A 23594-nucleotide genomic window follows, 5' to 3' on the forward strand; every position below is an offset into this window, starting at 1 on the left:
ATTGGCGGCGAGTCACCCGTTCCCTGCCGACGAGGGCCGCGTCTCGAGTGCGGCCAGAAGGAGAGATCATCCGCATGTCGAAGATCATCTACACGCTCACGGACGAGGCGCCCATGCTGGCCACCGCGTCGCTGCTGCCGATCGTGCGCGCCTACGCGGGCACCGCCGGCGTGGAGCTGGAGACCCGTGACATCTCGCTGGCCGGCCGCATCCTCGCCGCGTTCAAGGACGTCCTGCCCGAGGAGCAGCGCACCGCGGACGCCCTCGCCGAGCTCGGCGAGCTCGTGAAGACCCCCGAGGCCAACGTCATCAAGCTGCCGAACATCTCCGCGTCCGTGCCGCAGCTGCGCGCCGCGATCAAGGAGCTGCAGGCGCACGGCTACGCGCTGCCGGAGTACCCGGACGAGCCGAAGACGGACGCGGAGAAGGACGCGAAGGCGCGCTACGACTCCGTCAAGGGCTCCGCCGTGAATCCGGTGCTGCGCGAGGGCAACTCGGACCGCCGCGCCCCGAAGGCCGTGAAGGAGTACGCCAAGCGCTTCCCCCACTCGATGGGCGAGTGGACCCCGGACTCCAAGACCGCCGTCGCCACCATGGGCGCGGACGACTTCCGCGCCAATGAGCAGTCCGTGACCCTGCCGGCCGCCGACGTGCTGACGATCGAGTTCACCGACGAGGACGGCAAGACCACCGTGCTCAAGGAGGGCCTGAAGGTCCTCAAGGGCGAGGTCGTGGACGGCACGTTCATGTCCGCCAAGGCCCTGGACGCGTTCCTCGCCGAGCAGGTCAAGCGCGCCAAGGAGGAGGGCATCCTCTTCTCCGCGCACCTGAAGGCCACCATGATGAAGGTCTCCGACCCGGTGATCTTCGGCCACGTCGTGAAGGCCTACTTCTCCGAGCTGTTCGAGAAGTACGGCGAGCAGCTGGCCGCCGCCGGCCTGTCCGCGAACAACGGCCTCGCCGCGATCGAGGGCGGCCTGGACAAGCTCGACGCCGAGACCGCCGAGGGTGTGCGCGCCGCCATCGCCGCCGCCTACGAGAACGGCCCGGACGTGGCCATGGTGAACTCCGCCAAGGGCATCACCAACCTCCACGTGCCCTCCGACGTGATCGTGGACGCCTCCATGCCCGCCATGATCCGCAACTCCGGCCGCATGTGGAACAAGCACGACCAGACCCAGGACACCCTGGCCGTCATCCCGGACTCCTCCTACGCCGGCGTCTTCCAGGCCGTGATCGACGACTGCAAGGCCAACGGCGCCTACGACCCCTCCACCATGGGCACCGTCCCGAACGTGGGCCTCATGGCGCAGAAGGCCGAGGAGTACGGCTCGCACGACAAGACGTTCATCATGGACGCCGCGGGCACCGTGGCCGTGAAGAACTCCGCCGGGGAGACCCTGCTCTCCCACGACGTCGAGGCCGGCGACATCTGGCGCGCCTGCCAGACCAAGGACGTCCCGGTGCGCGACTGGGTGAAGCTGGCCGTGACCCGCGCCCGCGCGTCCCAGACCCCGGCCGTGTTCTGGCTGGACGAGACCCGCGCCCACGACCGCGAGCTCATCAAGAAGGTCGAGGAGTACCTCAAGGAGCACGACACCGAGGGCCTGGATCTGCGCATCCTCTCCCCGGTGGAGGCCACCAAGCTCTCGGTGGAGCGCATCCGCCGCGGCGAGGACACCATCTCCGTGACCGGCAACGTGCTGCGTGACTACAACACGGACCTGTTCCCGATCCTCGAGCTGGGCACGTCCGCGAAGATGCTGTCGATCGTCCCGCTGCTCAACGGCGGCGGCCTGTTCGAGACCGGCGCGGGCGGCTCCGCCCCGAAGCACGTGCAGCAGCTGCTGGAGGAGAACCACCTTCGCTGGGACTCCCTCGGCGAGTTCCTCGCGCTGGCCGTGTCCTTCGAGCACGAGGCGGTCGCGAACGAGAACCACCGCGCGCAGGTCCTGGCGGACACCCTGGACGCCGCCACCGGCACCCTGCTGATCGAGGGCAAGTCCCCGAAGCGCAAGGTCGGCGAGCTGGACAACCGCGGCAGCCACTTCTACCTGGCGCTGTACTGGGCCCGCGAGCTGGCGAAGCAGACCGAGGACGCCGAGCTGGCGGCCGCGGCGAAGCCGATCGCCGAGGAGCTGGGGGCCCAGGAGGAGACCATCCTGGCCGAGCTCAACGGCGTGCAGGGCTCCCCGGTGGACCTGGGCGGCTACTACGCGCCGGATATGGAGAAGGTCACCTCCGTGATGCGTCCGTCCGCGACGCTCAACGCGATCGTGGACAAGCTCTCCGTCTGAGCATCTGAGCGCCTGGGGCCGGGTCGCGTGCGTGGAGCGCGCGGCCCGGCCCCTTCTCGTGTCCGCAACGCGGGTTGAGTTGTCACGGGTGTTCGAGCCCCGGACCCGTGACAACTCAACCCGCGTTGCCCGGAGGGAGGGGTGGTCAGCCCGCGTGTGCCGCCTCGTGGGCCAGCAGGGCCTGCTTCGCGGCGGTGCCGTAGAGGTAGTGGCCGGCGGCGCCGTCGGCGCGCACCACGCGGTGGCAGGGCACGACGACGGCCACCAGGTTGGCGGCGCACGCCCCGCCGGCGGCGCGCACGGCCCGCGGGGCCCCGCACCGTTCGGCCAGGCCGCCGTAGGTGGCGGGGGAGCCGGGGGCGATGCCGCGCAGCTCCCGCCACGCCCGCTGCCGGAACGCGGTGCCCGGCTGGGCGACGTCGAGGGCGTCCAGCGCGGCCACGTCCCCCGCGGCGTAGGCGGCCAGGGCGTCGGCGACGGGCTGGGACGCACCCGGACGCGGCTCCACGGGGCGCGGGTTCATCTCGCGGTCGGCGGTCTCCGGGTCCAGGGCCACGAGCCGGTCCATGAGCGTCTCGAGGAGGCGCCCGACCGCGGCGGCGGGGGGCTGCGAGTCCCCCGGCACGGCCACGCCGGAGGCGCGCACCGTCTGGTCCTCGGGGGAGAAGACGGCCACGAGGGTCAGCTCGGTGGCGGGCAGGGCGGCCGCGGTCCAGCGCAGCTCGGGAAGCAGATCCATCCCCTCATTGTCCTGCACGGCCCGGCCCGGACAGGTGTTCGCCCGTCCGCTCCCTGTGTCAGGCTGGCGTCCATGACCGAGATCCGCGTCTTCGAGCACCGCACCCTCCTGCGCCACCCGCGTGAGGTCGTCTTCCGCTGGCTGGAGAACCCCGGCGCGCTGGAGCGGCTCACCCCGCCCTTCGCCGGCGAGGTGGTCCAGGGACCCACGGACGGCCTCCGCGTGGGCTCCGAGTCGCGGCTGCGCATCCAGGCCCCGGGGGCGGCCGGCCTGTTCGCCGGCGCGGCCCATGGGATGCTCACCGGCCTGCTGCCGGACGCCGTCGCCTCCCGCCTGCCCGGTGGGGCCGCGCCCGCGGTGCCGTGGCGGGCCCGCCACACGGCCTACGAGGAGGGCCGCATGTTCCGGGACGAGATGGTCTCCGGTCCCCTCGCCTCCTGGCGGCACACCCACCTGCTCGATGACGCCGCGCCCGGTGAGGCGGACACGGCGGACGGCCGGCGCGGCACGGTCGTGACGGACCACATCGAGTACGCCCTGCCGGGGGAGTCCCTGGTGTCCCGCGTGCCCGGTCTGGGCGCCGCGGCCTCGCGCAGCACCCACGAGGCCTTCGAGGCGGAGCTGGGCCGCCAGTTCGCCTATCGGGCCCGCGTGATGGCCGATGACCTGGACTTCCACGCCGCCCATCCCGGCCCCCTCGTCGGCGGGCCGGCTCGCACGGTCGCCGTGACGGGGTCCGGCGGACTGATCGGCCGGCAGCTCTGTGCCCTGCTCACCACCGGCGGCCACCGCGTCATCCGGCTCGTGCGGAGCCCGAAGAAGGCCGGCGCGCTGGACGCGGCGCTGTGGGACCCCGGCCGGGAGACCGTGGACGAGGACGCCCTGGCCGAGGCCGACGTCGTCGTGAACCTGGCGGGCGAGCCCATCGCCGGCCGGTTCTCGGACGCGCACAAGGAGGCCGTGCACGACTCGCGCGTACGCGGCACGCGCACCCTCGTGGACGCGCTCGCCCGGATCGCCGCACGGGAGGGGGACGACGCGCGGGCGCGGGCGCTCGTGAACGGCTCGGCGATCGGGTACTACGGGGCGGACGCGGGCACGGGCCCGTTCGGCAGCGGCCTCGTCGAGGATCTGGAGCCCGGGGACGACTTCCTCGCCGAGGTCGTCGCGGACTGGGAGGCCGAGGCCCGACGCGCCGAGACGTCCGGCATCCGGGTCGCGATGCTGCGGACCGGCGTGGTCCTGAGCCCGGCCGGGGGCATGCTGCAGCAGGTGCTGCCGCTGTTCCTCGCGGGGCTCGGCGGCCCGGTCGCGACCTCGGGCGGGGAGAGCCACGACGGCAGCCCGTGGCTGAGCTGGATCGGCGCGGATGACATCGCGGGGGCCTTCGCCCACGCGGTGCTCGACGACGGCGTCACCGGCCCGGTGAACGCGGTGGCGCCCGAGCCGGTCACGGCCCGGGAGTTCGCCACCGTGCTCGGGCGGGTGCTGCGCCGGCCCGCTCTCATCCCGGTGCCCGAGGCCGGGCCGCGCCTGCTGCTGGGCGAGGAGGGCCGGGTGGAGACCGTCGCGGCCGACCAGAAGGTCCTGGCGGACCGACTGGTCGCCTCCGGCTACGAGATGCGCGACCCCGAACTGGAGGGCGCGTTGCGCCACGTCCTCGGGCGGTGACGGGGGTGGGGCAGCGCCCCCCGGGGACGCTGCCCACGCGGGCCGTCAGTCCTGCAGCGCGCCGGTCTCCCGGATGAGCTGCCCCAGTGCGGTGAACGCATCGCGGGCCAGCGCCTCCCACAGTGCCAGGGCCAGCTGGGGGAAGCCCTCCTGGAGCGCGACCATCACCTGGGCGGTGAGGACGCGCGCCGTCACCGGCCCGCGCGCGCGGACGGTGGAGGGCTGGCGGCCGGGCTGGCCCAGGGCCATCTCGCCGAACGTCATCCCCGGGGTGAGCAGGGTGCGGCGCACGCGGCGGTTGCCCGTGCCCTGGCCCGAGAGCTCCACGGTGCCGGAGACGATCACGTAGATGCCGCCGAACGGCTGGCCGGCCCGACGGATGATCTGGCCGTCCGAGTAGACCCGCTCGTCCATCATGGACTCGAGCAGGCGCGCATCGTCCGCGGAGAGGTGCTGCAGCAGGGGTGCCACAGCCGCCTCCTGGGCGTCCCGCGGCAGCAGATGGGGGGCGTGCCGGGAGAGCAGCCGCTGCTCGGCCAACTGGGCAGCACGCGAGCGGGAGTCGAAGAACACGAACTGCGCGCCCTCGGCGGCGGGGTCCACCCCCTCGGCCTCATCCTGCAGCGGCTCGGGCAGGTCCACCTCCACGGACTCCTCGACGGCCGCCATCAGCTCCTTCATCTCCGCGGCGTCCCGGTCCACGACGACGACGTCGAGTCCGTTGCCCAACGCGCGGGCGAACCACTGGGCCACCAGCAGCCGGGCCGGACGGGAGACGGAGCTGACCGAGCGCATGTCCACCACGAGCGTCTCGAGGACCTCCGGCAGATCGCGGCTGACGCGAGCGATCGCGTCCACCTGGCTGAAGCCGAGGTGACCGCCCAGCTCCATCACGTGCACGGTGTCCGCGAACCGCCCCAGCGCCTCGAGGACGACGGCGCTGCGCACCGTGCCCGAGGGCGCCTGATCGATCCGGTAGTGGGTGCGCAGAGCCGCGCGCGGGGAACCGGTGACCACCGACGGGTGCAGCTCGAAGTCCTCGACGATGGTCCGCAGGGCGGCCATCGCCGCGGCGCCGAGCCCGTTCTCGTCCGTCGTGTCCGACTGCAGCGCCAGACCGAGGTGGCCCGGCACCACCACGAGCACGGTGCCGCCGCGCGTCGACGCCCACCCGGGCTGGCCGACGTCGTATGCCCATCGGGAGTCCCGGGTGTCCATGCCGCAGGAGTCCATCGCGGAGAGCACACCGCGGACCGTCTCCTCGCTCAGCACGCGGTCCCCGGTGACGGGGTGGACACCACCGTGCGCGAGGGTGCCGGCGAGCAGGGCGAGGTCCTCCACGGTCACGGCGGCAGCACGCACCGTGGCGATGTCCTCGAGCAGCGTCTCAGGGTCGGCGTCCAGGGTGTCGAGGGACTTCATCAGCCAGGCAGCGGACCGGGTGTGGTGCTGGGCGCGGTTCTCCGCGCGGGCGGCCGACTCCGTGACGGTGACCTCGCGGTCGAACAGTGCGGAGAGCAGCTGCATCATGCGTGCGGTGCGGTCGCGGCCACCGCGGCCCTTCACGAGGGAGGCAGTGGCCACCGCGCCCGCGTTCTGCAGCGGGTTGTGCGGCAGACCCGTCACGGCGTCCACCTCGACCCGATGGTCCAGGTCGCGCACGGGGGCGGCGCCGACGCGCTCGCCCACCCGCACCGCGCCGAGGTCTTCGAGGGCCTGCGCGTGGAACAGGGGAGAGGCGAGCGTGGCGAGCGGCACGGGCGTCATGGATCCGGAGACGTAGCGGTGTCCGTCCACCAGGAGCATCGCGACGCCCAGCCCGTCCGGGACCTCCCCCTCGCCCGCGTGGGCCGACGTGAGGCGATCGAGGTGCTCCTGGACGGGTGTGGTCATGGGTCACAGCCTAGTCAGTAGGACAGTCCCGGGACAGCGTGGCGGAGGCGGGCACAATGGGTCCCGATGCCCACCCCCGTCGATCCCGTCGCCATCCCCTCCGTCCTCTCCGCCGCCCTCGGCCGCCTCAGCGCCGGCCTGACGTTCGCGGCCGCCCTGCCCGACCTCGAAGCGGCGCTGGACGCGCGCGGGGTGGCCGTCGTCGAGGCGCCCCCGGGCACGGGCAAGACCACCGTGGTCCCGCCCGCGCTCGTGGTCCGGCTCGCGGACCGCGGCGGTGGGCGCGTCCTGGTCACGCAGCCGCGGCGGGTCGCGGTGCGCGCGGCGTGGCGGCGGCTGCGCACGGCGGTGCTGGCCGCCGCGGCCGACGTGCAGCCTGGCGCCGACCCCGACGCGCAGGCTCGGCTCGGGGACGCGGCCGTCGGGTACGCCGTGCGCGGCGACGCGGCGGGCGGCGGGGCCTCGGCCGTCGAGTTCGTGACCCCGGGCCTGCTGCTGCGCCGCCTCCTGGCCGACCCCGGGCTCGACGGCGTGGACGCGGTGGTCCTGGACGAGGTCCACGAGCGGGACCTGGACACGGACGTGCTCTTCGCCCTCCTCGCCGACCTGCGGCAGCTGCGTCCCGAACTCGCGCTCGTGGCCATGTCCGCCACCGTGGACGCGGCCGCCCTGGCCGCCCGCTGGGCCCGCGGCATGGGGGAGGACGCGCCCCTGCCCGTGGTCTCCACCCCGGCCGTGCTGCACCCGCTGCGCGAGGAGCACGCCCCCTTCCGCGGCCACCGCCTCACCGCCGAGGGCCGCGTGGACCGGGCCTTCCTCGACCACGTCGCGGCCACGGCCGCGCGCGCCCACGCCGAGGCGCTCGACGCCGACCCGAGCGTGGACGCCCTCGTCTTCCTGCCCGGCGTGGCCGAGGTCGAGACCGTCGCGGGGCGCGTCGCCGCGCTCGCCCCGGACACCGAGGTCCGCGTCCTGCACGGCCGCCAGGAGCCCGCCGACCAAGACGCCGCGCTCGCCGGCCGTACCGACCCCGCCGTGCCGCGCGTCGTCGTCGCGACGGCGGTCGCTGAGTCCTCGCTGACCGTGCCGGGGGTGCGCCTCGTCGTCGACTCGGGCCTGGCCCGCGAGCCGCGCCGGGACCGGGGGCGGGGCATGGACGGTCTCGTCACCGTCCAAGCATCGCGTGCGGCCGCCGGCCAGCGGGCGGGCCGCGCCGCCCGCCTCGGCCCCGGCACCGTGGTCCGCTGCCACACCGCCGCGGCCCTGGGCACCGCGCCCGCGGCCCCGACGCCGGCCCTCGCCGTCGTCGACCTCGCGCCGGTGGCCCTGGCGTTCGCGGCGTGGGGGGCCCCGGGCGGCCGCGGGCTGACCCTGCCCGAGGACCCGCCGGCCGACGCGATGGCCGCCGCCGAGCGCACGCTCGCCTCCCTCGGCGCGGTGGACGCGGACGGGCGCATCACCCCGCACGGCGCCGTCCTGGCCGAGCTGCCCCTGGACCCGCCCCTCGGCCACGCCCTCCTGCGCGCGGCACCGTGGACGGGGCCCCGCCCCGCGGCCGAGGCGACGGCGGCCCTCGCCCTGGACCTGCGCGCCCCCGGGGCCGACCTCGAGGCGCTGGTCGCGGCCGTGCGGGACGGCCGGCACCCGGAGGCCGGGCGCTGGCGCCGGGAGGCGGACCGACTGGAACGACTCGCCCGTCGGCACGCACACCACGCCCCGGATGAGCCCGGGCCCGAGGCGGCGGCGACCGCGCGGCGGCACCCCGCCGGCCTCGTGGCCGCCCAGGCCTTCCCCGCGTGGATCGCCCGACGCGCGGGGGAGGCGGGCGCGTACCTGCTCGCCTCCGGCACCCGCGCGGCCCTGCCCCGCGACGCCGTCGGCGGCGGCCTGGCGGGGCAGGAGTGGCTGGCCGTGGCCGAGGTCGCCCGCGTGGCCGGGGACGCGGCCGGCGCGGGTGCCGTGATCCGCGCGGCCGCGCCGATCGACCGGTCGCTGGCTGAACTCGCCGGCGCGGGCCTGCGGCGCACCGAGGACACCGCCGACTGGCGCGGGGACCGGCTCACCGGCCGCCGCGTGGACCGGCTGGGCGCGCTCGTGCTGGCGGAGACGCCGGCGTCCGTGGCCCCCGACGCCGCCGCACAGGCCGTGCGCGCCGCGCTGGCCGCCGACGGCCTCGCCCGGTTCGACCCGAGCGGTCGGGCCGAACGCCTGCGCCGCCGGGTGCACCTGCTCCACCGCGTCCTCGGCGCCCCGTGGCCGGACCTCTCGGACGCGGCGCTGCCCGGCCTGGGCGCGCTGGTCGACGGGTTCGCGGCCGACCTGGCCGCGGGGCGGCCCCTCACGCGCCTGGACGCCGAGGCGCTGCTGCGCGGCGCCCTGCCCTGGCCGGAGGCGGGCCGGTTGGACGAGCTCGCCCCCGAGCGCCTGCCCGTGCCGAGCGGGCGCGCCGTCGTCGTGGACTATCCGGCCGTCCACGAGGACACCCCGCCCGTGGTCGCCGCCAAGCTGCAGGAGTTCTTCGGGGCGCGTGTCACCCCCGCCGTGGCGGACGGCCGTGAGCCGGTGGTCCTGCACCTGCTCTCCCCGGCAGGCCGCCCACTCGCCGTGACCGCCGACCTGCCGTCCTTCTGGGCCGGCCCCTACGCGCAGGTCCGCGCCGAGAACCGCGGGCGATACCCCAAGCACCCGTGGCCCGAGGATCCCGCCGCCGCGGAGCCGACCGCCCGGACGAACCGCCGCGCCCGCTGAGAAAGGGCCCGCGAAACGTGCAGGAATCGCTCCGATGCGTGATGATGGCCGTCACATCCGAATCGCATCGAATGAGGTTCCACTTGTGAGACACGACACGCGGGCACGTCAACGGCGCCGGGCCACGCTGGCCGGCGCCGTCGCCGCGGGCGCGCTCATCCTGGCCGGGTGTGCCCCGGCCGAGCAGACGCCCACCCTGACCTGGTACACCAACCCCGACGACGGCGGGCAGGCGAAGATCGCCGCCCAGTGCACCGACGCCGCGAACGGCCGGTACCGAATCGAGACCTCCATGCTCCCGACGGACGCCGCCTCCCAGCGCGAGCAGCTGACCCGCCGCCTCGCCGCGGGCGACACGTCGATGGACATCATGTCCCTCGACCCGCCGTTCGTCCCCGAGCTCGCCGAGCCCGGCTTCCTGGCCCCCGTGCCGGAGGAGATGCAGGCCTACGCGAAGGACAACGCCCTGGAGGGCGCCCTCGCGGCCGCCAGCTGGAAGGACGAGCTCGTCACGGTCCCGTTCTGGGCCAACACGCAGCTGCTCTGGTACCGCAAGTCGGTCGCCGAGGCCGCGGGGCTGGACATGTCCCAGCCCGTCACGTGGGACCAGCTGATCGAGGTCGCCCGCAGCCAGGACAAGGACCTGGCCGTCCAGGGTGCCCGCGCCGAGTCCATGACCGTGTGGCTCAACGCGCTCATCGAGGGCGGCGGGGAGCAGATCATCCCCAACGCCGAGGCGCCCACGGACGAGGTCACCACGAACCTCGACTCCGAGGCCGGCCGCACCGCCGCCCGGATCATCTCCACGATCGGCAAGGAGGGCCTCGGAAGCGCCGGCCTGCCGACCCAGGACGAGAATGCCTCCATGCTGCTCTTCCAGGGCAAGAACGGCTCGTTCATGGTCAACTGGCCGTTCGTCTGGCCGGCCACCCTCGGCTCCGTGGAGGAGGGCTCGCTGCCGGAGGACCTGCCCGAGGACATCGGCTGGGCCGTCTACCCCCGCACCGTGGAGGACAAGGACGCCGCGCCGCCCGTGGGCGGCATCAACCTGGGGGTGGGTGCGAAGTCCGAGCACCAGGACCTCGCCTGGGACGCGATCTCCTGCATCACCACCACCGAGCACCAGAGCCAGTACTTCGTCGAGAACGGCAACCCGCCCGCCGACCCGGCGGCCTACGACGCCCCCGAGGTCGCCGAGAAGTACCCCATGGCGGACACCATCCGGGAGTCCCTCGAGCTGGGCGCCCCGCGGCCGCAGACCCCGTACTACAACGAGGTCTCCACCGCGATCCAGCAGCGCTACGCGCCGCCGTCGGGCGTCTCCGAGTCCACCCCGGCCGAGACCGACGACTTCATCCAGGAAGTCCTGAGAGGGGAGCGTCTGCTGTGAGCCACGTCGACACCGCACCCGCCGCATCCACCCCGCGTGCCGCCGAGGGGCGCCGACCCCGCCGGGTGAAGTCCCAGCGCGCGAAGTCCGAGGCGCGTCTCGGCTGGCTCCTGGCCGGCCCGGCGTTCTTCGTGATGCTGTTCGTAGTCCTGTACCCGATCCTGCAGGCCCTCTACGACTCGCTGTTCACGTACCGGCTCACCGCGCCGGACGACCGCGAGTTCGTGGGCCTGGGCAACTACGGCGTGATCCTCGCGGACCCCGTGTTCTGGAAGGGCCTCGGGGTGACCCTGCTGATCACCGTGGTGACCGTGGTGGTCGAGCTCATCCTCGGCTTCCTGCTGGCCCTGGCCATGCACCACGCCATCAAGCAGACCCGCGGCCTGATCCGCACGATCATCCTGGTGCCGTACGGCATCATCACCGTGGTCTCCGCGTTCGCGTGGTTCTACATGTTCTCGATCGACTCGGGCTACATCAACGCCTGGTTCGAGTGGCTGCCGGGCGTCGACGCGGACCTGAACTGGTTCGCGCAGGGCAGCACCGCGCTGTTCGTGATCATGCTCTCCGAGATCTGGAAGACCACCCCGTTCATCTCCCTGCTCCTGCTGGCCGGCCTGGCCCAGGTGCCGGGAGACCTCACCGAGGCCGCCTCCGTCGACGGCGCCTCCTGGTGGCAGCGGATGAAGCTGGTCATCCTGCCGAACATGAAGGCCTCGATCATGGTGGCCGTCCTGTTCCGCGCGATGGACGCGTTCCGCATCTTCGACTCCATCTACATCATGACCAACGGCGCCTACGGCACCGAGGTCCTCTCGCTGCTGGCCTACCGCACGTCCATCGGCCGGCTCGAGATCGGCATGGGTTCGGCGGTCTCCGTGATCCTGTTCCTGTGCGTGGCCCTCATGGCGGTCATCGCAGTCAAGGGCTTCAAGGTGGACCTGGCCGACCGAGGAGGTTCCAAGTGAGCACCGCCGCATCCGCTCCCGCCGCCGAGGGCCGCGCGCCCCACCGTCGCGGCACCGGGAAGGCCACCGCACTGTGGTGGATCCTCACCGTCGTGATCGGCGTGTGGTGCCTCTTCCCGCTGTTCTCGATCTTCGCGACCAGCTTCAAGACGCCCGCCGACCTGGCCAACGGCAAGCTGCTGCCCACCCAGTGGTCCACCGTGAACTACGAGGAGATCTTCGTGGGCGGCTCGCGCGAGCTGTTCCTCACGGCGCTGCGCAATTCGATCGGCATCACCGTGATCGCCACGATCATCGCCGTCATCCTGGCCACGCTGTGCGCCTACGCGATCGCCCGCCTGGACTTCCCGGGCAAGCGGATCGTGCTCACGGTGTCCCTGATGGTCTCGATGTTCCCCGTCATCTCCCTGGTGACGCCGCTGTTCAACATGTGGCGCACCCTCGGGCTGTACGACACGTGGCTCGGCCTGATCATCCCCTACCTGTCCCTGACCCTGCCGATCTCCATCTGGACCCTGGCCGCGTTCTTCCGCCAGATCCCGTGGGAGCTCGACCAGGCCGCGCAGGTGGACGGCGCGACCCCGCTCGAGGCGTTCCGCAAGGTGATCGTCCCGCTGGCCGCCCCCGGCGTCTTCACGACGGCGATCATCGCCTTCTTCATCGCCTGGAACGACTTCGTGTTCGGCATCTCCCTGACCTCCACCGAGACCGCGCGCACCGTGCCCGCCGCCCTGGCCTTCTTCACCGGCGCCTCGCAGTTCGAGTCGCCGACCGGGGCCATCTCGGCGGCCGCGATCATCGTGACCATCCCGATCGTGATCCTGGTGCTGGCGTTCCAGCGTCAGATCGTGGCCGGCCTGACCAACGGCGCGGTGAAGGGCTGAGGCCCGCGCACGAGACCTCTCGAAAGGACCCCCCGATGGCCTCCATCACCCTGAACCACATCGACAAGACCTACGACGACGGCTTCCACGCCATCAAGGACGTGAACCTGGAGATCGAGGACGGCGAGTTCGTCATCCTCGTGGGCCCCTCCGGCTCCGGCAAGTCCACGCTGCTGCGCATGATCGTGGGCCTCGAGGACATCACCGACGGCGAGATGCTGATCGACGGCCGCCGCGTGAACGAGGCGGCCCCCAAGGACCGCAACCTCGCGATGGTGTTCCAGAACTACGCGCTGTACCCGCACCTGACGGTGTACGAGAACATCGCCTTCCCGCTGCGGCTGATCAAGGAGAACAAGCCCTCCGAGGAGGAGATCGACCGCAAGGTGCGCGACGCCGCCCGCGTGCTCGAGCTCGAGGACCACCTCGAGCGCAAGCCCGGCAACCTCTCCGGCGGCCAGCGTCAGCGCGTGGCCATGGGCCGGGCGATCGTGCGCGAGGCGGACGCGTTCCTCTTCGACGAGCCGCTGTCCAACCTGGACGCCAAGCTGCGCGGGCAGATGCGCGCGGAGATCTCGCAGCTGCAGCGCCGCCTGGCCACCACCTCCGTCTACGTGACCCACGACCAGACCGAGGCCATGACCCTGGGCGATCGGGTGGCCGTGCTCAAGAAGGGCGAGCTGCAGCAGGTGGCCAGCCCGCGCGAGCTCTACGAGCAGCCGCTCAACCTGTTCGTGGCCGGCTTCATCGGCTCGCCGTCGATGAACTTCCTGCCCGCCTCGCTGAAGCAGAAGGAGGGCGGCCACGTGCTGTCCTCGCCGATCGGTGACATCCCGGTGCCGCCCGAGAAGGCCCGCGCCGCCGAGGGGCGGGACATCGTGTTCCTCGGCCTGCGGCCGGAGTTCTTCGAGGACGCCGAGCTGGTGGAGGACAGCCGCCGCGACCAGGGCTCCACCTTCGACGCGACGCTGACGCACCTGGAGTGGCTGGGCCATGAGCAGTACGGCTACATCGAGTTCGATCCGGACCCGGCCGTGGCCGAGATGCTCTCCTCGCTGGCCAAGGACCTGGACGCGGACGAGCTACGCCCCGTCGTCGTGGCCACCCTCTCCGGCGAGTCCCGCGCCCGGCCGGGCACGCCGACCCGCCTGTGGGTGGACACCACGCGGGTGCACCTGTTCGACCCGACCACCGGTGAGAACCTCACCCGCGACCCCGAGGTCGGCGCCGAGCTGACCCGCCGGGCCGCCGAGGAGCGCCGCCGCCAGATCGAGATGGCGGCCGAGCGCGACGCCGCCGAGCACGAGGCGGACGCGCCGCGCCGCTGAGCCGGCGCCGCGGACGCCGGGGGCGGGTCAGTACCCGCCCTCGGCGTCCACCAGGCCCTCCAGCTCCGTCCCGGCCGCGCGGGCCCGCAGGTTCCGCTCGACCCGCGCGTGGAGCAGCGGGACGCACATCTCCGGGGTGTCCGCCGTGTGCGGCGTGATGAGGGCGCGCTCCTCGGTCCAGAGCGGGTGGCCGTCCGGGAGCGGCTCGGGGTCGGTGACGTCCGTGCCGTAGCCGTGCAGCCGGCCCGCCGCGAGGGCCTGGACGACGGCGTCCGTGTCCACCAGCGCCCCGCGGGCGACGTTCACGAGCACGGCGTCCTCGTCCAGGAGGGCGAGGCGGTCGGCGTCGACCATGCCGCGGGTCTCCTCGGTGGCCGCCGCGGCGATCATCACGACCTGCGCGCCGGGCAGGACCTCGTCGAGGCGGTCGGTCGTGACGGTGCGGTCCGCGCCGGGCACGTCGCCCGCGCGTCGGCGGACCGCGGTGACGTGCACGTCCCAGGTCTTGAGCAGGCGGATGTACTCCTGTGCGATCCCGCCGCCGCCCACGACCACGGCGTTCAGGCCGTTCAGGGTGCGGCCGGAGGAGGGGCCCCACGTGGTGGCGCGGACGCGCGCGGGCAGGTCCCGCAGCAGGGCCAGGGTGAGCAGCAGCGCGTGTTCGGCCACCGGCGGCGCGTACGTGCCCTTGGCGGACGTCCACACGATGTCCGGGCGGCTGCGCACGAGGGGGACGAACGGCTCGATCCCGGCGAACGGGAGCTGCACCCAGCTCACGTGGGGGTGGGCGGCCAGGGCCGCGGCGAGCGCCTCGACCGGGATCGGGCGGACCATCAGCAGGGCCGTGGCGGAGGTGTCGCCCTCGGCCACGGCGGCGCCGCCGACGTCGGCCACGGCCTGCTCGGCCAGCCGACGGGCGTGGGCGTAGGGGGTGCCAGCGACGTCCTGCGCCGCGGGGAGGACGAGCAGGCGCTCGGGCGCGTCGTCGGGTCGGGTGCGGGGGAGAGCGGAAGAGGTGGGCATGGTGCCCACCGTCCCACATCCTCCGGGCCCGCTTCAGCCGGCGACGGCGTCCCGGTGCGCGGCGGACAGCCGCAGGTAGGTGGCCGCGTTCTTCTTCAGGCCCTCCCGCTCCTCGTCCGTGAGGGGGCGGCGGACCTTCGCGGGGACGCCCGCCACGAGCGAGCCGGCCGGGACCTGCGTCCCCTCGAGCACCAGGGCGCCGGCAGCCACGAGCGAACCGGCGCCGATGACCGCGCCGTTCATCACCGTGGCGGACATGCCGATCAGGCAGTCGTCCTCCACGGTGGCCCCGTGCACCACGGCGGAGTGGCCCACGGAGACACCGGCGCCGAGGGTGCACGGGAAGCCCTCGTCCGCGTGCAGCACCACGTTGTCCTGCAGATTGGTGCCCGCCCCGACGCGGATGGGGGCGGAGTCGCCGCGGGCGGAGGCGCCGTAGAAGGCGGAGGAGCGCTCGGCCATCTCGACGTCGCCGGTGATCGCGGCGGTCGGGGCGAGGAAGACGGACTCGTGGATGCGCGGGGTGGCACCCGCGACGGTGATGATGTGGGCCATGCCACCAGCCTAGGCGGGCAGCACGACGGCGCCGAGCGGCGCCGTCGTCCCGGGCTCAGCTGAAGACGACGGTCCGCCGCCCGTCTGCGAGGACGCGGTGCTGGGCGTGCCAGCGCACGGCCTGCGCGAGCGTGGAGCCCTCGACGTCGCGGCCGCGGGCCACGAAGTCGGCGGCGGTCTGGGCGTGGGTCACCGGCTGCACGGACTGCGCGATGATCGGGCCCTCGTCCAGGTCGGCGGTCACGTAGTGGGCGGTGGCGCCGATGAGCTTCACACCGCGTTCGTGCGCCTGGTGGTAGGGGCGGGCGCCCTTGAAGGAGGGCAGGAACGAGTGGTGGATGTTGATGGCCATCCCGGCCAGGTCCCGGCACAGCTCGTCCGAGAGGATCTGCATGTAGCGGGCCAGCACCACCAGCTCGATGTCGAACTGGGCGATCAGGTCGCGCAGCCGGCCCTCCGCGGCCTCCTTGGAGTCCCGGCTCGAGGGGTCCTTCGAGACGGGCACGTGGATGAAGGGCACGCCGTAGAAGGAGGCGAGCGGCTGCAGGTCCAGGTGGTTCGAGACCACCACGGGGATCTCGATGGGCAGGGTGCCGGCGCGCTGCTGGAAGAGCAGGTCGTTGAGGGTGTGCCCGTCCTTGGAGCACATCACGAGGGTGCGCATGCGCTGCGCCGCGTCCCACAGGCCCATGCGCATGCCGAACTCCTCGCGCACCGGCGCGAGCGCCTGCTCGATGTCCTCCCGCGTGGCCGGGGTCACGAACTCCACGCGCATGAAGAAGTCGCCGGTGTCCGGGGAATCATACTGCTGCGACTCGGTGATGTCCGCCTCCACGCCCAGCAGGGCGCCCGTCACGGCGTGCACAATGCCCTTGCGGTTCGTGCAGGCCAGCGTGAGCACGTGGGCGTGCTCGGCGCCGGAGGCGGGGGAGGGGCTGGGGGAGAGGGCTGCCGTGTCCATGGCGTCGATGGTAGGCGGTGCCGGCCGCGCGGAACCGCGGGATGACGGGGCTGATCCCTGGTCGGGGGGCCGGGCCCCGTGCCATCCTCGAGACCAGGTTCCCCGCCGTCCGACGGCGCGGGAAGCACGACGCGGCGCCCGGCACGGCCGGTCGCCCCAGCAACCGAGGAGCACCCCATGGCACAGTCCACCCTCTACTGGATCATCGCGGCGATCATCGTCGTGCTGCTGATCCTGATCATCCTCTCGGTGGTCGCCTCGCGGCGTCGTCGCGAGGCCGAGACCGAGGTGGCCGAGACCCTGCTTGAGCGCCGGGGCATCACCGCGGACGCCCCGGGTGAGCAGGCGGCCGCCCCCGCGGCCCCGACCCGCCTCTCCCGCCTGGACGAGGCGGTGGCCGAGAAGGACGCACGCCCCGCGGCCGGCGGTGCCGGGGTGACCGTGGATCAGCAGGAGGCCCGGAGCGCCGAGGCCACCGCTGAGACCCACCGTCGCGATCCCGCGGCTCCGGCCGCTCGGGGCACTCTGCGCCCCGCCGCGGCGGCGACGAGCACGCCGCGCGCGGCAGACACCGTGGGCCTGGGCGCGGCCGGGGTGGCCGGCGGCTCCGGCATCACCTTGGACGAGCAGACGCCCGCGGCCGACGTCCCGGCGACCCCGGCCTCCCCGTCCCCGGTGGCTGAGACCCCCGCCCCGACGGCACCGGCCGCCGAGACTCGGCAGACGAGGAGCCATCTCACCCCGGCTCCCGAGCACGTGCACGGGACCGTCCCCGCCGACGAGGTCGCCGCCGAGCACACCCCCACCAAGGAGTTCGCCACGGACGCGATCCCCGTCGCGCAGGGCGAGCACCTCGAGACGCACACGGTCGCCACCACCGCGCACGGCTCGGTCACGGTCGTGGCCGCCGAGTCGGACCAGGCCCAGCGGAACGACGCCGACGGCGCTGAGCGCTCGGCCGCCGGATCCCTGCGCATCGACGGCACGCCCGGCGTGCCCGGTCGCATGGCCGAGGCGGATCGCGAGCCGGCGCGCACCGAGGACCACCGCGCGGCCGCCGCGCAGCCGGCGGCGGTCGAGCCCGCGGCCGAGCGCCCGTCCCTCGAGGCTGCCCCGGCCACCCGTCGGGCCGAGGCCCCGGAGACCCACGCCGGTACCACGCCGGCCACGCCCCTGGGCGGCGCCCCGGAGCTGGATCCGACCGCGGCCTCGTCCGGCCGTGCGGAGGACGCCACCCCGGCGACCCGCCGCGAGGCCCGCGCCGCGCAGTCGGCGGCGACCGCCGGGACTGCAGGGACGGCTGGGACCGCCGCGCCGACGTCGTCGACGCCCCCGACCGTGGCCCCGGACACCTCCACCTCCTCCGCCCCCACGGATGCGGAGCCCGCCGAGGACGACACCGAGGGCGCCGCCCTCCCGGACCTGCGGGCGGACCGCGACGAGACCCGAGGCTCGGATGCCGAGGGTGAGTCGAAGCTGGCCCAGGCCGGCGCCGTGGCGGCCTCCGCGTTCGAGACCGTACGTGACAAGGTCGCCGTCCCGCTGCGGGACAACGTGGCGGTGCCCGCCAAGGACAAGGTCGTGAAGGTGGTCAAGGACAAGCTGGCCCAGGCGCAGGAGCGCCGCTGGGGCAAGCGCTGACCTGGGCATTCGCCCCACGACGACGGCGGCCGCCCCCTCGTGTGAGGGGGCGGCCGCCGTGCGTTCAGCGGAGTGTGCGCGGGCGCCCGCCGGGGGAGGGGGCCGTCAGATGCGGGCCTCGCCGCCGGCCTCGACGCCCGGGATGCCGTCGCCCTCGTGGCGCTTGACCTCGTCCTCGATGCGCTGGCCGATCGTGGCGTCCACGTTCTTCCAGTACTCGAAGGCGCGGGCCTGGACGTCCTGGCGGACACCCTTCAGCGCGCCGGCCACGGTCTCCACGAAGTCGTCACGCTCCTGGTCCGAGAAGACCTCGCGGACGAGGGTGCCGGCCTGGCCGAAGTCGTCGTCGTCCGCGCGCAGCGCCTGGGCCTCACGGGTCAGGGTGCCGTCGGCCTCCCAGCCGTCGTCCACCGGGCCGGTCTCGTCCGACCAGGAGTCGCCGTTGGAGTTCGGCACGTAGGTGGAGCGGTCGCCGGTGTGGTCGTACCACATCTGGCCCTCGAAGGCGTAGTTGTGCACCGCGTTCTTGGGACGGTTCACCGGCAGCTGGTTCACGTGGGCGCCCACGCGGTACAGCTGCGCGTCGTGGTACGCGAAGGCGCGGCCCAGGAGCATGCGGTCCGGGGACAGGCCGATGCCCGGCACGGTGTTGCTCGGGCTGAACGCGGCGGACTCGATCTGCGCGAAGTGGTTCTCCGGGTTGCGGTTCAGGGTCAGCGTGCCGACCTTGATGCGCGGGTAGTCCTTCTGGGAGATCGTCTTCGTCAGGTCGAAGGGGTTGAACCGGTAGGTCTTGCCCTCCTCGTAGGGGATCGCCTGGATGTAGAGGTCCCACTTGGGGTGGTCGCCCTTGGCGATGGACTCGAACAGGTCCTGGCGGTGGAAGTCGGCGTTCTCGCCGGCGATCTTGGTGGCCTCGTCGTTCGAGAGGTTGTGCACGCCCTGCTGGGAGATGAAGTGGTACTTCACCCAGTGCTTCTCACCCTGGGCGTTGACCCACAGGTAGGTGTGGGAGCCGTAGCCGTTCATCTCACGCCAGGTGCGGGGCAGGCCGCGCGGGCCCATCAGGTAGGTCACCTGGTGCGCCGACTCGGGGTTGTTGGTCCAGAAGTCCCACTGCATGGTGGCATCGCGCAGGCCGGAGTCCGGCAGGCGCTTCTGCGAGCGGATGAAGTGGGTGAACTTCATGGGGTCGCGCAGGAAGAAGATCGGGGTGTTGTTGCCGACGAGGTCGTAGTTGCCCTCCTCGGTGTAGAAGCGCAGCGCGAAGCCGCGCACGTCGCGCCAGGTGTCCGGGGAGCCGAGCTCGCCGGCCACGGTGGAGAAGCGCAGGAGGGTCTCGGTCTTCGTGCCCGGCTGGAACACGAGGGCCTTGGTGTACTTCGACACGTCCTCGGTCACCTCGAACTCGCCGAACGCGCCCGAGCCCTTGGCGTGCGGGCGGCGCTCCGGGATGTTCATGCGGTTGAAGTGCTGGTGGGTCTCCAGCAGGTGGGTGTCGTGCAGGACGATGGGACCCTCGCTGCCCACGGTCAGGGACTGGCGGTCGCTGACGGCCGGGGCGCCGTTCTGGCGGGTCGAGCCGGTCGCGTGCGGGGTCGTCTTCTGGTGCTCCGTCATGGAATTCTCCTTCGTCGATCGACGTCGGTCGCGCGCCGATCGGCGCGGTGGGCGGCGTCACCTCCGATCTTGGCATATTTCTGGCTCTCCTGACTGATCCGTGGGTCATTTCCGGCCCGGTAGGACGGGTCGGTGGCCGCCGAGGTTGAGCATGGCCAGGGCGATGAGGGCTTCGGGGGACTTGAAGCCGAAGGCGACGCGGGTGATGAGCCGAATCTTCGTGTTCACGGACTCGATACGTCCGTTGGACAGGCCGTGCTCGATCGCGGCGAGGATCGAGGCCTTGTGCTTGACGATGCGGCGTTGGAGCTCGACGAAGGCGGGGATGCGGCAACGTCGGGCCCAGCCGATCCAGCGTTCCAGGGCCGTCTCGGCCTCGTCGGCGGGTAGCTGGAAGACCAGGCGCAGTCCTTCCTTGAGCAGGTAGGCCCGGTGCAGGCGCGGGTCGGTCTTGGCGACCCAGGCGAGCTTGGCCTGCTGCCGGGTGGTGAGGTTCTCGGGGTTCTTCCACAGCGCGTACCGGGCGTGCTTGAGCGCCTTGGCGTGCCCGCCGGCCCGCCCGGCCCGGCGCTGCCGGACCGCGCCACGGGCCTCGTTCCACGCCTGGCGACGGACCTCGTCCAGGGCCTCGGTGGCCCACTTGACGATGTGGAACGGATCAGCGCACCGCACCGCGTTCGGGCACCGCTCGGCGACCACGGCGGCGATCCAGTCCGCCCCGTCGGCGCTGACGTGGGTGATCTCGGCGCACCGGTCGGGCCCGAGGGCCTCGAAGAACGCCGCCAGGGTCGCCTTGTCCCGGCCCGGGGCGGCCCAGACGAGCCGGCCGGTGTCGTGGTCGACCACGATCGTGAGGTAGCGGTGGCCCTTCTTGTAGGAGATCTCATCGATGCCGATCCGTCGCAGGCCGGCGAACCGGTCGCCGAGGGCCTCCACGTCGGCCCAGACCCGGGTGATGATCGCCCCGACGGTGCGCCAGGCGATGCGCATCAGCTCGGTGACCGCGGACTTGGAGCACTGCGTGGCCAGCCAGGCCACCTGCTCGTCGAACACCACGGTGTGACCGGCCCCGTGCCTGGCCCACGGGACGGCGGCCACCGTGGGACCGTGCTCGCGGCAGGCCACCCGCGGGGCGTCGGCCTCGAGGTAGACCTGCACCGTGCCCAGATCCAGCGCCCGCCACCGCCGCCGACCCTCGCCACGGTCGTACCCGGGCGACCTGCGCCCGCACCGCCCGCACCGGCCACGCACTCGAGCCCGGGGACGGACATGAGCCACCAGGAGCTGGTCGTCCTCATCGAACTCGATGCCCTCCACGACCGTCTTCTCGACGCCCAGCAAGGACCGCCATAGGCTTGCGTTCCGCACGCCGTTCTCCGCCCTTCAGGTAACTGACCTCAACAGCCAGAAACCTAGGCAGAGAGCGGCGTGCCCTCGTCAACGGCTCGCCAGAACACCCACGGAAGCGTCAGGAGAGCCATATTTCTGAATCAGTCAAAAGAACCGCGCGCTGAGGGTGGCTGCCGGGGCCGCGGGGCGCCGTCGTGCAGACCCGACGACGGCGCCTGGTCACTAGGATGGAGGGCACCGGAGCCTTCCGGCCGCACAGACCCCCGTTCGAAGGGAACCCCCGTGACGCAGACGCCCGACATCAACACCCAGCCCCTCGCTGAGGTGGACCCGGAGATCGCCGCGGCGCTCGCGGACGAGCTCGGCCGCCAGCGGGGCACGCTCGAGATGATCGCCTCGGAGAACTTCGTGCCGCGCGCCATCCTCGAGACGCAGGGCTCGGTGCTGACCAACAAGTACGCGGAGGGCTACCCGGGCCGCCGCTACTACGGCGGCTGCGAATTCGTGGACGTGGCCGAGAACCTGGCCATCCAGCGCGCCAAGGACCTGTTCGGCGCCGAGCACGCCAACGTCCAGCCGCACGCCGGCGCCCAGGCCAACGTGGCCGTGATGACCTCGCTGCTGGACCACGGGGACACGATGATGGGCCTGTCCCTGGCGCACGGCGGCCACCTGACGCACGGCATGAAGCTGAACTTCTCCGGCAAGAACTACAGCATCGCCGCGTATGAGGTGGAGCCGGACACCCACCGCATCGACATGGACAAGGTGCGCGAGAAGGCCCTCGAGGCCCGGCCGAAGGTGATCGTGGCCGGCTGGTCCGCCTATCCCCGTCAGCTCGACTTCGCCGCCTTCCGCTCGATCGCGGACGAGGTCGGCGCCAGGCTCTGGGTGGACATGGCCCACTTCGCCGGCCTCGTGGCCGCCGGCCTGCACCCGAACCCGGTGCCGCACGCCGACGTCGTCTCCTCCACCGTGCACAAGACCCTCGCCGGCCCCCGTTCGGGCTTCATCCTCTCCACCGAGGAGCTGAAGAAGAAGATCGATTCCGCCGTGTTCCCGGGCCAGCAGGGCGGCCCGCTGATGCACGCGATCGCGGGCAAGGCCGTGGCCTTCAAGATCGCCGGCTCCGCGGACTTCAAGGAGAAGCAGGAGCGCACCCTGGCCGGTGCGCAGATCCTGGCCGAGCGACTGACCGCCCCGGACATGGCCGAGCACGGCATCTCGGTGCTCACCGGCGGCACGGACGTGCACCTGGTCCTGGTGGACCTGCGCGAGTCCCAGCTGGACGGCAGGCAGGGCGAGGACATCCTGCACGAGGTCGGCATCACGGTGAACCGCAACTCGGTGCCGTGGGACCCGCGTCCGCCGATGACCACCTCCGGCCTGCGCATCGGCACCCCCGCGCTGGCCTCCCGCGGCTTCGGCGAGGCCGAGTTCCGCGAGGTGTCCGACGTCATCGCCGAGGCCCTCAAGCCGAGCCCGGACGTGGAGGCGCTGCGCGCCCGCGTCGTGAAGCTCACCGAGGACTTCCCGCTGTACGACGGCCTCGAGGGCTGGTGAGCCGCCGATGACCGCGAAGGTCCTGGACGGCAAGGCCACCGCCGCCGCGATCAAGGAGGAGCTGCGCGGCCGCGTGGCCGCCCTCGCCGAGCGTGGGCGCACCCCCGGCCTCGGCACCCTGCTCGTGGGTGAGGACGCCGGCTCGCAGAAGTACGTGGCGGGCAAGCACCGCGACTGCGCCGAGGTGGGCATCGAGTCCATCCAGCGTGAGCTGCCCGCGGACGCGACGGAGGAGCAGATCCTCGACGTCGTGCGCGAGCTGAACGAGGACCCGGCCTGTACGGGCTACATCGTCCAGCTGCCGCTGCCGAAGCACGTGGACACCCAGAAGGTGCTCGAGGCCATCGACCCGGACAAGGACGCGGACGGCCTGCACCCCATGAACCTGGGGCGGCTCGTGGCCTCGGTCGGCGGCGAGCTGGACTCGCCGCTGCCGTGCACCCCGGCCGGCTGCGTCGAGCTGCTGCGCCACCACGGTGTGGAGCTGGCCGGCAAGCACGTGCTCGTGATCGGCCGCGGCGTGACCATCGGCCGGCCCGCCGGCCTCGTGCTCACCCGCCGCGAGGTCAACGCCACCGTGACCCTGGCCCACACCGGCACCACGAACCTCGACGAGCTGCTGGCGAGCGCCGACGTCGTGATCGCCGCCGCCGGCTCCGCCCACATGGTGACGCCGGAACAGGTCAAGGAGGGCGTGATCGTCCTGGACGTGGGCGTCTCGCGCGTGACCGGGGAGGACGGGAAGTCCCGCGTCCTGGGTGACGTGGACCCGGCCGTGAAGGAGAAGGCGGCCTGGATGGCGCCGAACCCGGGGGGCGTCGGGCCGATGACCCGCGTTATGCTGCTGGCGAACGTCGTCGAGGCCGCCGAGCGCGCCGCCGACGGCGAGAACTGGGCCGGGGAGCGGGCCGGGGCCTGAGATCCGCGGTGTGGCCGGGGCTACAGGGCCCCGGCCACACGGGC

Annotated in this window: 17 protein-coding genes; 10 read left to right on the forward strand and 7 right to left on the reverse strand. The window is 73.1% G+C overall.

Features of this window, described 5'->3' with window-relative positions; translation table 11 throughout:
• The first annotated feature begins 74 nt into the window (after positions 1 to 74).
• Positions 75 to 2297: an NADP-dependent isocitrate dehydrogenase gene (locus MLUT_RS13815; RefSeq protein ID WP_010079378.1), complete on the forward strand. Its 2223-nt coding sequence runs from the start codon at positions 75 to 77 to the stop codon at positions 2295 to 2297.
• Positions 2298 to 2442: 145 nt separating this feature from the next.
• Here the strand turns inward: MLUT_RS13815 and MLUT_RS13820 are convergent, their stop codons facing one another.
• Positions 2443 to 3036, reverse strand: a complete 594-nt coding sequence (locus tag MLUT_RS13820; RefSeq protein WP_010079377.1) for a methylated-DNA--[protein]-cysteine S-methyltransferase — start codon at positions 3034 to 3036, stop codon at positions 2443 to 2445.
• A gap of 72 nt (positions 3037 to 3108) precedes the next feature.
• Here MLUT_RS13820 and MLUT_RS13825 point away from each other — a divergent pair, with 72 nt between their 5' ends.
• On the forward strand, positions 3109 to 4707 hold the full coding sequence (locus tag MLUT_RS13825) for a TIGR01777 family oxidoreductase (RefSeq protein ID WP_010079376.1): 1599 nt from the start codon (positions 3109 to 3111) through the stop codon (positions 4705 to 4707).
• Positions 4708 to 4752: 45 nt separating this feature from the next.
• On the opposite strand, the gene MLUT_RS13830 is transcribed toward MLUT_RS13825, so the two are convergent.
• Positions 4753 to 6600 carry a glutaminase gene (locus MLUT_RS13830; RefSeq protein ID WP_010079375.1) on the reverse strand — a complete coding sequence of 616 codons (1848 nt, stop codon included), beginning with the start codon at positions 6598 to 6600 and terminating at the stop codon, positions 4753 to 4755.
• A gap of 66 nt (positions 6601 to 6666) precedes the next feature.
• Between MLUT_RS13830 and MLUT_RS13835 the strand changes: the two genes are divergently transcribed.
• From MLUT_RS13835 to MLUT_RS13855, 5 genes are all read left to right on the forward strand, one after another.
• Positions 6667 to 9348, forward strand: coding sequence for an ATP-dependent RNA helicase (locus tag MLUT_RS13835; RefSeq protein WP_012750752.1), 2682 nt, complete (start codon positions 6667 to 6669; stop codon positions 9346 to 9348).
• Between the two features lie 85 nt (positions 9349 to 9433).
• Positions 9434 to 10738, forward strand: coding sequence for an extracellular solute-binding protein (locus MLUT_RS13840; protein WP_010079372.1), 1305 nt, complete (start codon positions 9434 to 9436; stop codon positions 10736 to 10738).
• A complete protein-coding gene (locus tag MLUT_RS13845; RefSeq protein WP_010079371.1) occupies positions 10735 to 11706 on the forward strand; it encodes a carbohydrate ABC transporter permease in 972 nt (323 codons plus the stop codon). Before MLUT_RS13840 ends, MLUT_RS13845 begins: the two co-directional genes overlap by 4 nt.
• Positions 11703 to 12590: a carbohydrate ABC transporter permease gene (locus tag MLUT_RS13850; protein WP_010079370.1), complete on the forward strand. Its 888-nt coding sequence runs from the start codon at positions 11703 to 11705 to the stop codon at positions 12588 to 12590. The genes MLUT_RS13845 and MLUT_RS13850 overlap by 4 nt, the downstream gene beginning before the upstream one ends.
• 35 nt (positions 12591 to 12625) lie before the next feature.
• Entirely contained in the window at positions 12626 to 13918 is a 1293-nt protein-coding gene (locus tag MLUT_RS13855) for an ABC transporter ATP-binding protein (protein WP_010079369.1), read from the forward strand.
• A 27-nt stretch (positions 13919 to 13945) separates the two neighbouring features.
• Here MLUT_RS13855 and MLUT_RS13860 read toward each other — a convergent pair whose 3' ends face one another.
• From MLUT_RS13860 to MLUT_RS13870, 3 genes are read right to left on the reverse strand one after another with little or no spacing between them, the layout of a single operon-like run.
• Positions 13946 to 14950 (reverse strand): D-isomer specific 2-hydroxyacid dehydrogenase family protein, encoded by a 1005-nt coding sequence (locus MLUT_RS13860; RefSeq protein ID WP_010079368.1) that lies wholly within the window; start codon positions 14948 to 14950, stop codon positions 13946 to 13948.
• Between the two features lie 24 nt (positions 14951 to 14974).
• Positions 14975 to 15496: a gamma carbonic anhydrase family protein gene (locus tag MLUT_RS13865; protein ID WP_010079367.1), complete on the reverse strand. Its 522-nt coding sequence runs from the start codon at positions 15494 to 15496 to the stop codon at positions 14975 to 14977.
• A gap of 55 nt (positions 15497 to 15551) precedes the next feature.
• Positions 15552 to 16457 carry a formyltetrahydrofolate deformylase gene (locus MLUT_RS13870; protein ID WP_010079366.1) on the reverse strand — a complete coding sequence of 302 codons (906 nt, stop codon included), beginning with the start codon at positions 16455 to 16457 and terminating at the stop codon, positions 15552 to 15554.
• Positions 16458 to 16634: 177 nt separating this feature from the next.
• Here MLUT_RS13870 and MLUT_RS13875 point away from each other — a divergent pair, with 177 nt between their 5' ends.
• The gene (locus MLUT_RS13875; protein WP_012750753.1) at positions 16635 to 18098 is read left to right on the forward strand and encodes a hypothetical protein; all 1464 of its coding nucleotides are present in this window, start codon (positions 16635 to 16637) and stop codon (positions 18096 to 18098) included.
• A 105-nt stretch (positions 18099 to 18203) separates the two neighbouring features.
• Here MLUT_RS13875 and MLUT_RS13880 read toward each other — a convergent pair whose 3' ends face one another.
• Together MLUT_RS13880 and MLUT_RS13885 are read right to left on the reverse strand one after the other, a co-directional pair.
• The gene (locus tag MLUT_RS13880; protein WP_010079363.1) at positions 18204 to 19718 is read right to left on the reverse strand and encodes a catalase; all 1515 of its coding nucleotides are present in this window, start codon (positions 19716 to 19718) and stop codon (positions 18204 to 18206) included.
• Positions 19719 to 19823: 105 nt separating this feature from the next.
• Positions 19824 to 21086 carry an ISL3 family transposase gene (locus tag MLUT_RS13885; RefSeq protein WP_010079362.1) on the reverse strand — a complete coding sequence of 421 codons (1263 nt, stop codon included), beginning with the start codon at positions 21084 to 21086 and terminating at the stop codon, positions 19824 to 19826.
• Between the two features lie 264 nt (positions 21087 to 21350).
• On the opposite strand from MLUT_RS13885, the gene glyA reads away from it, so the two are divergent.
• Both glyA and MLUT_RS13895 read left to right on the forward strand, forming a co-directional pair.
• Positions 21351 to 22631 (forward strand): serine hydroxymethyltransferase, encoded by a 1281-nt coding sequence (gene glyA, locus MLUT_RS13890; protein ID WP_010079361.1) that lies wholly within the window; start codon positions 21351 to 21353, stop codon positions 22629 to 22631.
• Positions 22632 to 22638: 7 nt separating this feature from the next.
• A complete protein-coding gene (locus tag MLUT_RS13895) occupies positions 22639 to 23550 on the forward strand; it encodes a bifunctional methylenetetrahydrofolate dehydrogenase/methenyltetrahydrofolate cyclohydrolase (RefSeq protein WP_010079360.1) in 912 nt (303 codons plus the stop codon).
• Positions 23551 to 23594 lie beyond the last annotated feature (44 nt).

This window comes from Micrococcus luteus NCTC 2665 (assembly GCF_000023205.1).
In the GTDB taxonomy this organism is placed as follows: Bacteria; Actinomycetota; Actinomycetes; order Actinomycetales; family Micrococcaceae; genus Micrococcus; species Micrococcus luteus.